Consider the following 13,648-nt stretch of genomic DNA (forward strand, 5'->3'; position numbering starts at 1 on the left):
GAAGGGAGGGAAAAATATGTCCTTAGAATTAGGAACAGCAGTAGGTTATCTAGATTTAGATGGAGGGAAGTTTTTTAAAGCTCTTGCAGATGCAGCTAAACAACTTAGTCAATTTAATTCAAGTACAAAAACCACAGGTAGTGCAATGACAGCTATGGGAAAGCAAATTGCTGACACAGCAAATTCTTTGACACAAATAGGTAGACAATCAGCATTAGCAGCATCAGAATTAAATAAAATAGCATCAACTTCAAGTGGACCATTTTCATCACTAAAAAACTCTATAAAACAGACTGAGAATGAACTAAAAACAGCTAGAAACACAATAGATGCATATGCTCAAGGTATATCTAAACTTACAAGTGAAATAGATAAGTCGAAGCAAAAGTATACAGAAATAGGAAACAAAATAGAAAGATATGAACAACAATTAGAACGTTGTAACAGTATGTATGGAGAAAGTTCAGAGCAGTCACAAAGATATAGAGAAGCAATTGAAAGACTTAAAAATTCTCAAACTCAATTAGGTAATGAAATCGAAAATGGAGAAGATTCTTTAACTGATATGAGAACAGCTATGAATAATGCAGAGGCAGAAGCTAATAGACTTAGTGATTCATTAAGAAGTATGCCATTTGATGCTATTGGTGGCAAAATGAGAGATATTGGTCAAACACTAACTTCTACAGTTACAACTGGATTAGTTGCAATGGGAACAGCAGCAATAACAGCAGCTACAAACACAGAACAAGCAATGTCGATTGTTAATTCTATATTACAACTAAATACAGAAAAAGTTCAAGGTGGTAAAAGTGAGTGGGATGCTTATGCAAGCACATTAAAAGAAGGTGCTAATGAAATTGGAATGGCTTATGATGAATATGCTAACTCTGCATATAATGCGATATCTGCGAGTGTAAAGCAAGCAGATGTAACTGAATTCTTAGCACAAGCAGATAAACTAGCAACATCAGGTTTAACAGATTTAGCAAAAGCTACAGATGTGTTGACAACTATTCAAAATGCGTATGGGATGTCCCAAAAGGATATGGCTCATGTAAGTGATGTTCTTATACAGACCCAAAATAAAGGCAAAATTACGGTGGATGAGTTAGCAAGTTCTATGGGTAAAATAATTCCAACTGCAAAAAGTCTGAATGTATCAGTTGAGCAACTAGGAGCTGGATATGCTATATTAACTGCAAAAGGAATTGCTGGCGCAGAAGCAACAACTTACATGAATGCGATGTTCAATGAACTTGGGAAAAGTGGGAGTAAAGCAGATAAAATACTTAAAAAATTAACAGATAAAGGATTTGCTGATTTGCAAAAAGAAGGAAAATCAACAGCAGATGTATTATTAATATTAAATGATTATGCAAAGAAAAATAGCTTATCTCTATCAGACCTATTTGGCTCGGCAGAAGGTGCAAAGGCAGCTAATGTTTTACTAGGTGATGCAGTTAATGAAACTACAGGAGAAATAATTGAAGGTACAAAGAGTGCTGATTCATTTAATCAAATGCTTAATGATATGAAAAATTCTACTGGACTTTGTGATAAAGCGTTTGAGCAACTGGATAATACTACAAAGACTAAACTTGAAGATGCACTCAATTCAGCAAAGAATATGTTATCTGACTTAGGTGAAGTTATGATGCCTGTAGTTGCTAAAGTGGCTGAAATGGCAACTGCTTTTATGAAAAGTGTCAGCGAAATGGCAAAGAGTAATCCTAGTTTCTCTAGAATAATTGTATCGATAGGAGCTGTAGTCGCAGCAATAGGACCTTTATTAGTAGTCCTTGGGACAATGGCAATCACAATACCTAAGGCCATTGCTGCAATCGGTACAGCAGGAAAAGCATTTACATTTCTATCCACAAGTTTTGCTATTGCAAGAGAAATAATAACACCTGCAAGTGTAGGAGCAAGTGCAGGAATGATAAAAATGTCTAAGGCTATGACAGCATTAATGGGTCCCATGGGTTTAGTAGTAGCTGGGATAGTAGCTTTAGGAGTGGCTTTTGTAGCTTTAAATAAACACATGTCACAAGACTCAATTCAAGTTTCAGAAAGGTTTGGAAAAAACATATCAGATGGAACACAAAAAGCGGTTGGAGCTTTTATGGATTTGGAAGAACAAACAACAACAACCTTAAACCAAATGTTGTGGTCTGGAGAAACTGTTTCGACTGAAATGAAGGATACTTTAATAAGTAACTTTGACTCTATGTCTAGTCAAATAACATCAAAGTTAAATGAAACAAAAGAAAGCAGTAAAGCAACATTACAAGAAATGTTTGTTAGCTCAACCACTTTATCAGACAAAGAAAAAGAAGCTTTAATAAAAAATACTGATAAAGTTTATAGTAACAAAGAAAAGAAAGTAGAAGAAAGTACAGCTAGAGTAAAAGAAATTTTAACTAAAGCAAGTGAAGAAAATAGAAGTCTGACACAATTTGAAGCAGATGAAATAAATCGTATTAAAACAGAAATGTTAAATACAGCTGTAAATGTCATGTCTGAAAGTGAAGCAGAACAAGCAGCAATAATGGAAAAAATGAGAGCTAACGCTACAAATCTCTCAGCAAAACAAGCAGCAGATGTTGTGAAAAATTCTATAAAGCAAAGAGATGAAACTGTAAAATCAGCAAATGAAGAGTACAATGAGAGACTCAAGTTAGCAGCTCAACTTAGAGCTGAGGGCGGGAAAGAAAATGAAGAACTTGCAAATAAAGTAATTCAAGAAGCTACAAAACAAAAAGATGAAGCAGTAAAAAAAGCACAAGAAATGCACAAAGAAATTGTTTCAGAAGCTCAAAAACAAGCAGAAGGTCAAGTGGAAAAAATTGATTGGACAACAGGAGAAATAAAATCGAGATGGGAAGTATTAAGAGATGAAATCAAGAAGAATATTGATACATCTCAAAGCGATTTCGACACTTGGTGTAGTAATACAGACAAAGGATTCGCTGATACGTGGAATAAAATAACTCAAGGAGTTTCAAATGCTTGGAATAGCATAACAGAGAGTTTATCAAATGCATGGAGCAGTATAACAGAAGGATGCAACAGTTTGTGGACAAGTATATCTGAAGGTGTTAGCAATGTGTGGAATAGCATTTTAGAATGGACAACAACTATATGGACTAATATAACAAGTTTTTTAGGCGAGTTATGGGAAAGTATTAAAGAAATGGCTACAAACGCATGGAATGGTATTGTTAGTTCAGTAACAGATGCATGGAATAGTATAATAGAATTTTTAAGTCCAGTTATCTCGTTCATTAGCGAAATGGTAAGTATGGCATGGGAATCAATTAAAGAAACAGGTACAACTATATGGCAATCTATTTCTGATATAATACAGAGCGTTTGGGATTTTATAAAGGCAATTATAGGACTTGGCGTGGAAATAGTAAAAGCATTAGTAAGAGCTGCGTGGCAAGGTATAAAAGATATAACTTCATCAATATGGGAAGGTATAAAAAGCGTAATACAAAGTGTTTGGGATGCAATAAAACCATATGTAATGGGTGCAGTAGATGCTGTAAAAGCAGTTGTAACAAATGCGTGGAATAGTATAAAGGATATATCAAGTACAATTTGGAATGGAATTAAGACAGTTGTAACAAACGCATGGAATGGAATAAAATCAATTGCTAGTAGTGTGTCGAATGCGGTCAAGTCGGTAGTGTCAAGTGCATGGAATGGAATAAAAAATGTAACATCTTCGATATGGAATGGAATCAAAACAGCAGTATCAAATGCATGGAATAATATTAAATCGAGTGCTACAAGCTCAGTATCAAATGTAAAAAATACAACAACATCAGGGTTTAATTCCTTAAAATCAGCGGTTACAACTATATGGAATAATATAAAAACAGCAATATCAAATGTATGGAGTAATATAAAAACAGCAGTAAGTAATGGTGCAAATGCAGTAAAATCAGTATGTTCAAGTGTATTTAGTACAATATCTAATATTTTGACAGCTCCATTTAAAGCTGCACAAAAAGCAATAAGCGGTATACTTGGAGGAATTACAAGTAAAATAAATGGAATAAAAGATAAAGTAAGTGGACTTTTTAGAAGTGGTTCTATGATTCCTCAAAATAGCAATAATTTTATTCAGCAAGATATGTTACCAACATCAAGAATATTTAGAGCATCAATGGAAGGTTTTACATCAAGTAGAGGAAGTATACTAGACTCTATTAGCAAACTTTCTAATACTATGACAAAAGGTATAGGTAGTTCTTCATCAGGAATAGCCTCACAATTTAAAAAAGCAGGAGAAAACTCAGCAAAAGCGTATTTAGATGGATTATCAAACATAGAAGAAGGATTAACAAATACACTTAGAACAGTCCAAGCAATAATAGGTAATGGAAACATAAAAGAAGCTCAAGAAATTAAGAAGTTTAATAAGGAAGTTCAAAAACTACAAGAAGAAAAAGCTGAAGAAATAGCAGAATTAGATAAAGAACATAAGAAAAAACAAAAAGAAAGAAATGAAAAAGAAAACGAAGAAATAAAGGAAGCAGAAGCAAAGAAATATAAGAATAAAAAAGAAAAATTAGCAGCTTTAAAGAAGATTAAAGATAAATATAATAAGGAGTCTGTAAAAGACCAAGAAGAATATAGAGAAAAACTTGAAAAAATAAATAAAAAGTATGATAAAAAAGAAAAAGAAGATACTGAAAAGCATCAAGAAGAACTACAAAAACTCAGAGAAGAGAAAATAAAAGCTGAAAGAGATTTCAATAAAAAATATAATGATATTAAAGAAGATTATGCTGAAAAAGTAGCAAACTTAGATAAGAAATATATTGAGGACCAAAAGAAACTAAATGAAGAATATCAAAAGATATATGACTCAAGAGTAAAATCTTTAATGGATTATACAGACTTATTTTCTTCTGTAACATTTGAAGAAATTGACAATGATGAGTTAATGGAAAACCTAGAAGAGCAAGTTGATGTACTTAGAAAATGGGACACTGATATGGCAGATTTATCTACAAAAGTAGGTAAAGATTTGTATGAAGAATTATTAGCTAAAGGACCACAAGCTCATAATGAGATAGAAGCCATTAACAAGATGTCAAAAGAGCAACTAGAAGAATACGAAAGATTATATCAAGAAAAGAAGAAAATAGCTGAAAGAAGAGCCAAAGAAGATACAGAAGATGAAAAGTATAGAATAGAAAAAGAAATTGAAGAATTGAAAAAAACTTATGATGCAGAATATAGAAAACTAGGTCAAGAAATGCAAAAAAGTATAGAGGAACAAATTGAAAGTTTTAAGGATAAATTTGGAGTAGTACCAGCTATGTTTATGGAAACTGGTAAAGATTCTATGCAGGGCATGATAGATGGTATTAAATCTATGCAAGGAGCATTGGGTAAGATTTTAAGTGACATAGTTAATTCTATAAATAAACAACTTTCTAATATAGGATTTAAAGATGTAAATATACCTACAGGAGGAAGAAAAGAAGCAGCAAGGTTTAGAAATGAAATAGAAAACTTACAAAGTATAGCATACTCAGATACTCTAGCAAGAGGGATAGCCTCAAATAATTTACTGAAGGATGCAACTGTTAATATAAATAATAATAGTAAAGTTGATAACGAAAAAAGTAGTGATAAAAGAGTTGAGTTAACTTTACATATAGAAAAGTTTATAAATAATACTAAACAAGATATAGAGCAAATAGGTTCTGAAATAGCATTTATTACAAATCGAAAATTAAAGTTTTAGTGTTACAAATACCTTTGTAATATCCAAATTGTGGTATAATAACTTTAGCAAGAAGATGAAACCTATAATCTAAGAGTGGAGTTCATACTGAGATAAAACCTACTTTCTAATGAAAGGAGGTGGTAAGTATGAACAACTTTTTACTTAATGTAATAGCTGGTATTATTGCCAGTTTAATATTTTGCTTAATAAGTAAGATATTTGCAAAAGTAAAAAGCCACTCTGTGCGAAAGAGTGGCTGGGAGTTTGATTTAAAAATCAAATTCCATAAAAAATAATTAGCTTTTAATTATGAACTCCGCTCTACTGACAATAGATTGTAGTTCTTCTTGCTTTTATTATATCACATTTTGATAAAAATATGCAAAGTAAATGGAAGGTGATGTATCAAAAGAAAAATTTGAAGCATCTCTTTTTTTATGTATAGGAGGTGATAATTTGGCTTTACAATACTGTGTCAGTGAAAATGAACTAGTTTCTTTTCAATATGGAAAAATAAATAGTAGAGATTTTGGTATTGTAATTACAGATATTAATGAACTTGCATCACCAGAACGTAGGTTTGAAAGAATAGAGATACCAGGGAGGAATGGCAGTCTTATTTTAGATGAAGGTTGTTATAGTAATTTTAATCTTGAAATAGAATGTTATATAGATGTAGATGGTAAAGATATTAACATACTAGCATCTGAAATAAAGATGTGGTTACAAACAGACTTTTCCTATAAAAATCTTATTATAAGTAGTGACCCAAACTATTATAGAGAAGCAGTTTGTATTAATAAACTTGATTTAGAAGAAGTTATAAAAGATTTAGGATATTTTAAGATTACATTTGAATGCAAACCACTCAAAAAACAGTTAATTAGTAATTTAATTACAATAAATGAATCAAATTCTAAGTTAATAAATACTGGAATGGCTTCGTATCCTCTTATAAAAGTATTTGGAAATGGTGATATAGAATTAAAAATAAATAATGAAATAATAGAACTTACAGAAGTTCAAGGACATATATATATTGATTGTGAACTTATGAATGCTTATAAGATAGATATTCATACAAATGATATAGCTAATGAGAATAGTAGAATGTTTGGAGATTTTCCAACATTTGAACATGGTGAAAATATAATAACATACACTGGAGATGTAGAAAAAATAGAGATAGAACCTAGATGGGTGGTGTTATAGATTGCTTAGGTTATATAATGCAAATGAAACAAATTTTAAAAACAATGGATTAGGAATATTAAAAGATGCAGTTGAAGCAAAGGTTACAGAAGAATTAAATGGGTTGTTTGAGTTAGAGTTTACATATTATGTGGGCTCTTTTTTATTTGATGAAATTGATTATAATAAAATAGTTATGGCTGATGCTTCTCCAAAACTTAAAAATCAGTTATTTAGGATTTACTATATTTCTAAAGAACTTGATGGAAAAATATTAGTTAAAGCAGAACATATTAGTTATGACTTGTTAAATAATTTTATAGAGACTTTAGAACTTAAAAATGTTACTTGTGAAGAGGTTCTTAATCAAATATTTAGGTCCTGTACTGAAGAAAATAGATTTGTAGGATATTCAGATATAACTGGAAATAAAGATTTTTCAATATCATGTGTAAGTCCACACAATGCTATATCTGATATTAAAGAGTTATTTAACAACAAATCTAAATTAAAGAGAGATAATTTTAATATAAGCTTATTAAATAATATTGGAGAAAGTAATAATGTATTACTAGCATATAGGAAGAATATAACAGGTCTTACAGCAACTTATGATACACAGGAAGTCATAACTAAGATATATCCATATGCAACTAAAAAAAGTGGTAAAAATAAAAAAATTACACTATCAGAAAAATATATAGAAAGCAAATATATAAATAATTATCCAACTCAAAGAATTGTTGCAGTTGATTTTACAGATGATGATGTGAAGAATGAAGAGAGTTTAAGGAATAAGTGTAAAGACTATTTTACCAAAAATAATGTTGATTTACCTAAAGTTACTTATAAAGTTGAATTTGTAGATTTATCAACTACAGAAGATTATAAGAATTATAAAATGCTTGAGACTGTTAATATGGATGATGAAATAATAGTTAGAGATTATAACTTAGGTATAAATGCTACTGCAAGGGTAGTAAAAACTGAATATAATCCAGTATTAAAGAAATACAATTCGGTTGAAATTGGTGACTTAGTAAATCATTTTAAAGATGAAAGAATAGATGATTTAGAAGAAAAAATAGATAAGGTTCAAAATAATGTAGATAATATTGTAATTGAAAGTGATAATTTTCCAGATACACTTCCAGAGCCTTCAAATGTAATAGCACTAGGGTTATGGAGTATGATTCAGTTAGATTGGACTTTTGATAATAAACTATATTATAACTATGAAGTATATGCATCCCAAATAAAAGGATTTGAACCAGATACTGTAGGATATACAAATAGGATATATGTGGGTCAAGCAAGTTCATTACTTCATGAAGTTAAGCCTATGCAGACTTGGTATTATAGAGTAAGAGCAGGGAATACACATGATAACTATAATGAATTTTCAAATGAAGTTAGTGCAACAACAAGGAAGTTAAGTGATGCAGCTGAATATTTTGAAGAAGCAGCTATAGGTCATGCAGTTATAAGAGATTTAGATGCAGATAAGATAAATGTAGGAAAAGTAAAAGGACAGTATATTGAAGCTAAAAATTTAGTTGTAGTTGATGGAAACAGTCAAACAACTTTAAATATAGACAGTTTTGGAAATGTTCATATAGGTGCAACAACATTTACATTAAAAGGCAAGTCACTGGAGTCTATTATTGGTGGAGAAATAGATAATATAACTCAACTTGAGATATTTAATAAATTAACTAATAATGGTCTTGCTAAGGGACTATATATGGTTGGGAATGAGTTATACCTAAATGCTAGTTATATAAAAACTGGTACTTTAGAAGGGCAATTTATAAATGGTAGAAATTTAACTGTGAGAGATAATGATGGATATACAACGCTACAAGTCGATAGTAATGGAAAAGTCAATATAAGAGCTAATGAGTTATCTATAGGTGATAAAAACAACTATGAAAGTGTTTTAACTAGTGACCAAAAAGCAGTATTTGATGCATTAACAGGGAACCGAAATTGTGGAATATATTTAAGTGGAAGTAGATTATATATAAATGCTGATTATATAGATACAGGTACTATTTTATGTGACAGAATAGGTGCTAGTTCATCAAATCCAAGAATACTACTTTTTTCAGGTAATGGAGCTGAATGTGCAATAGATGCTACTGCATTAAATGGTGTTGGTATAGGTAAATCAATTAGATTTCAGTATGATAGAAGCCATTATGTAGCTGTAGATGGCTCTTCAATAAACTTTTATATAGGTAGTACAACTATTTATAATAACTTTTCTCGTTCAAAAGTTTATTTTTATCAAGATGAAATTAGATGGGATAGTGCAGTTTTTGATATGTCTGGAGCTTTAAGACTGTATACAGAGAGTGAAGAGACTGGTTTTGTAGCATGGAATGATGGAACTGCTGCAATTTATTGTGATGGAAGAGAAAGACACGCTTTTTATGATGATGGGACTAAAAAAGGAGGTTCTATTGAAATTGATGGGACTATTTTTGGTATGTCACCAGTTGACAGTCCTCAAACATTAATAGAAGATATTTTATTTGATGTAGAAGTAGAAGAAACAGGAACTATAGTTAAATTAGACAGTACTTATGCTAAAGCTATTTCAAGATATGCAGTATTTCCTTCTAATGGAAAAGTTGAAGTTGTAGAAAAGCAGAATGGATATTTTAAAGTATCTGGATATACTGGGAAAGTAGACTTTAGTGTAAAGGGAAGTAGAATTGATAAAGAAGATGAATATTTTTCAATAATGGGAGGAGAAGAACAACATGGCAATTTCTAAGGATATAACAAATGCAATGGGTCAAACTGCTAACTATTGGAGGATAACAACAATAAATAGTAGTTATGGTGCAAAAAAGTGTAATGTATTTATTGCTGGATATAAAGATGAGCAAAGAAGATTAGATAATAAGCAACCAATAATTGTTAAAAACTATATGATGAAGGAAGATGATTTTGCTTTATATTTAGATACAAATACGCTGGATATAAGTGGAGTAAATCAAGTTCAAGCTTGCTACAATTGGTTAAAAGAAAGTGTTGAAGAGTTTAATGGAGGAATAGATGCATAGAGAGGATGTGATAAATCTTGAGAGATAGAATTTATATTGTAGACATCAATACAAAGATGTATCAAATAGCTAGATATAAGCAAAATGACAACGATGTATTTTATAACATGAGGATAGTACAGGATTCTATAGATGTTGACTTAACTGGATATACAGCATTAGCATTTTTTAGTTTACCAAGTGGAAGAGTTACTCAGAAAAATTGTACTATAGAAGGTTCAACTGTTTATACTGAATTAAGTCATATAGAGCTTTCAGAGGAAGGTGATGTTGCTTCTGAGATAACTTTATATAAAGATGACAAGGTAGTTACTACATTTTCTACAATAATAAAAGTTGAAAAAAGTATAAATAGAAATGCAATAGAGGATGAGCCTAGTTGGGATATAATAAAAGACATATTAAATGTATTAAGTTATGAAGAAGAAAGACAAGAAAATGAAAATGTAAGAAAATCTAATGAAGAAATTAGAATAAGTTCTGAAAATGTAAGAGTTGGTAATGAGAATATAAGAATTGAAAGTGAAAATCAAAGAAAAGATAATGAAGCTGAAAGATGTGAGAATGAGGAAACAAGAAAAACGCAAGAGCTTACCAGGGAAACTAATGAAGAAACTAGAAAGACAAATGAAATAACAAGGGAAGCAAATGAGGAATTTAGAAAGACAAATGAAACAACAAGAGAAGCAAATGAAGAGATAAGAAAAAATAATGAGATAGTCAGAGAGTCAAGTGAAGAAACTAGAAATACAAATGAAGAAACAAGAGAAAATAATGAGACAGTTAGAGAATCAAATGAGGGAATAAGAAAAACTAGTGAAGAAACAAGAGAATCAAATGAAAATACTAGAAAAGCAAGTGAAGAAGTAAGAAATACAAGTGAAGAAACAAGAGTTACTAATGAAGTAGATAGGCAAGAATCAGAAACTAAAAGGGAAGAAAGTGAAGAGCTTAGAAAAAGTAATGAAGAGATAAGAGAAGAAAATGAAGAACTAAGAAAAAGTAATGAAAATACTAGAAAAGCAAGTGAAGAAGTAAGAAATACTAGCGAAGAAACTAGAAATATAAATGAAGAAGCTAGAAAAACAAGTGAAGAATTAAGAAAAAATAATGAAATAACTAGAAATACAAATGAAGAAGCTAGAAAAGTTAGTGAAACAACAAGGGAAACTAATGAAGAAACAAGAAAAACAAATGAAATAACAAGACAAAGTTCAGAAACTAAAAGAGAAGAGAATGAAAAACTAAGAAAAAGTAATGAGGAAACTAGAGAATTAAATGAATCAACTAGGCAAACATCTATAATTAATATGCAGAAAAAAGTAGATGATAAAGTAGATGAGGTTGATAATAAAATAATTGAAGTAGATACTGCTAAAACAGATATGACAACCACTGTTAGCAATAAAATAACTGAGTTTGAAAAAAGGTTCAATGAATTAGAAAATTTAGATACAGCAGGAGAAATATTACAATCAAAAGAAACAACAGATGGTCAGATAAAAGATACTTTAAAAGAGAGACTAACTTATGATTTTAATAAATTAGATTTAAAGATAGAGCAACTTATTGCTGGTGGAATAAATGTAGCATTTAATAAATCATATGATGTATCTGAATGGATTGAAGTTGATGGAGGATTTGAACTTTCAGTAGAGCATAACCTTGTTACTCAAAAAATATTAGTTTCTTCAATAGATAAACTTAATAACAAAAGTTTGATTACATCTTACAAAATTATAGATGATAATAATATAGTACTATTTAATGAAGTTGCTATAGACATTGAAGTTACTGTAGTTAATGGTGGTTCAACTATTGAACTTATAAAATTCACTATTAATGATGATATAGAATCTCTTGAAAGTACTTACTCTAGCATAGAGATAAAAAGACTATTAAAAGATGGATTAGATAAAAAAGCTAATTTAGAACATGTTCATAGTATATATGTTGAAAAAGTGGAAGGGAAAGGACTTTCTACAGAAGATTATACAACTGAAGAAAAAGAAAAACTTTCTGAATTAGATACTTTTAAAAATAAAGAGACAAAATTTAATACAAATGGCTCTATAACAGAGGTATTAGATAATAATATCAAGTATATTACAAAGTTTAATGCTAATGGTTCTATATCAAAAGAAAAATATATAAATGATATATTAATCAGTACAACAATAACTAATTTTGAAAATGGAATGATACAAGAATCTGTTACAAGTGAAGGGGTGATTTAATGAGCTGGTCAGAGGTATATAAGGTAAACAGTGACATACAAGGTGAACCTTTGAATTTTTTAAACTATTTGAATGATTTAAAACTAAATGAACTAGACAGTTATGTACTTTATGATGGTAATATTAGAATATGGGAAGAGCTATATTTAAATAGTCTATACTTATTTTCTAATCGAGGAATTAGAGAAGTAGTATATGCAGCTTTTTCAGAAATGGATATTGATAATCTATTTGATAAAAGTACCAAGCTAGGGGAACAATTAAATGCTTTTTATAGAACAGATATATTTAGTTTAGGAAATGCTGATAATGTAGTAAAAGGAATGACTGTAGAGCATTATAATTCATTAGAGGAAAAATTTAAAGCAGGGTATGATAGATATGTTACAAGGGAACAAGAAAAGTCAAGCATAGGCATGTGGTTTAATTCTACTTTCAATTTAAATAATACTGATTTAGAAAGTCTTACAACTATAGAGGAAATATTGGCAAATACAGAAGCTACTAATGCAATACTTAATAATAGTAATGCAATAGTAGCTTTAACTATGTGTAAATCGAGCATGGATGCAGTTGTGGCAACTTCAAATGCTATGGATTTACTTGGACAATATATTTTAAGAGTTACAGCAGAACCAGCAGTTATAAGGGCAATTTTAAAAAATAATGTAATTAGAGAAGCTATAATCAATAGTACTGAAGCAATGACTCATATAGCAACAAATCAGGAATCTATATCATATATATTTAAAAATTTAGAAGCAATACAGTTATTACTAGCTAATCAAGAAAGTTTAAATTTAGTATTAGGAAATCAGAATGTAGTAAAAAATATATTAGCAAATATTTTAAAAACATATAATGCTTTGTATGTTATAGAGTCAAATAAAACAAATTTGATTTCAAATTCAAATACTACTTATAATTCAACAAATTTCGTGGTTGAGGGAGAACTTTTCTATTTAATAAAAGATATAAACATTGGATATAAAAGTCTGAAGGAAACTTTAGTAGTAATTGGAGAAGATACAGTAGAAGCACTTAATATTTGTAAAAGTATAGAAAATAATCTAAGTATTATGACAGCTATAGCAAATAATCAAGAAGCTTTTAATTCTGTAAAAGAAGTTGATTTAGCAATATCAAAAATAGTAGCGAAGCTGGCAGGTTTAGATAATGCAACTATCTACACTTCGGATGCGTTAGCTAGAAGTGATAAATACATGAATGCTGTAGCAAGCTCAAGCACAGCAATGAATGCTGTAGCAAGCTCAAGCACAGCAATGAATGCTGTAGCAAGCTCAAGCACAGCAATGAATGCTGTAGCAAGCTCAAGCACAGCAATGAATGCTGTAGCAAGCTCAAGCACAGCAATGAATGCTGTAGCAAGCTCA

The 13,648-nt window shown here is 30.1% G+C and carries 7 protein-coding genes; all 7 read left to right on the forward strand.

The annotated features are described in order from the left end of the window. The first annotated feature begins 16 nt into the window (after positions 1–16). Positions 17–5,770 carry a phage tail tape measure protein gene (locus IC175_RS18825; protein WP_227851914.1) on the forward strand — a complete coding sequence of 1,918 codons (5,754 nt, stop codon included), beginning with the start codon at positions 17–19 and terminating at the stop codon, positions 5,768–5,770. A 128-nt stretch (positions 5,771–5,898) separates the two neighbouring features. Continuing rightward, complete coding sequence (locus IC175_RS18830) at positions 5,899–6,048, forward strand: type I toxin-antitoxin system toxin (protein ID WP_021426487.1); 150 nt, start codon at positions 5,899–5,901, stop codon at positions 6,046–6,048. Positions 6,049–6,208: 160 nt separating this feature from the next. Next, positions 6,209–6,964 (forward strand): distal tail protein Dit, encoded by a 756-nt coding sequence (locus tag IC175_RS18835; RefSeq protein WP_159066984.1) that lies wholly within the window; start codon positions 6,209–6,211, stop codon positions 6,962–6,964. Between the two features lies 1 nt (position 6,965). Further along, the gene (locus tag IC175_RS18840; protein WP_021426485.1) at positions 6,966–9,725 is read left to right on the forward strand and encodes a phage tail spike protein; all 2,760 of its coding nucleotides are present in this window, start codon (positions 6,966–6,968) and stop codon (positions 9,723–9,725) included. Beyond that, entirely contained in the window at positions 9,712–10,017 is a 306-nt protein-coding gene (locus IC175_RS18845; RefSeq protein WP_021426484.1) for a hypothetical protein, read from the forward strand. The genes IC175_RS18840 and IC175_RS18845 overlap by 14 nt, the downstream gene beginning before the upstream one ends. Positions 10,018–10,034: 17 nt before the next feature. After that, a complete protein-coding gene (locus IC175_RS18850) occupies positions 10,035–12,254 on the forward strand; it encodes a hypothetical protein (protein ID WP_227836509.1) in 2,220 nt (739 codons plus the stop codon). Next, a partial coding sequence (locus IC175_RS18855) for a phage tail protein (RefSeq protein ID WP_227851915.1) occupies positions 12,254–13,648 on the forward strand: 1,395 nt, incomplete at its 3' end. The genes IC175_RS18850 and IC175_RS18855, both read left to right, overlap by 1 nt.

It is taken from the genome of Clostridioides sp. ES-S-0123-01, from assembly GCF_020658415.1.
In the GTDB taxonomy this organism is placed as follows: Bacteria; Bacillota; Clostridia; order Peptostreptococcales; family Peptostreptococcaceae; genus Clostridioides.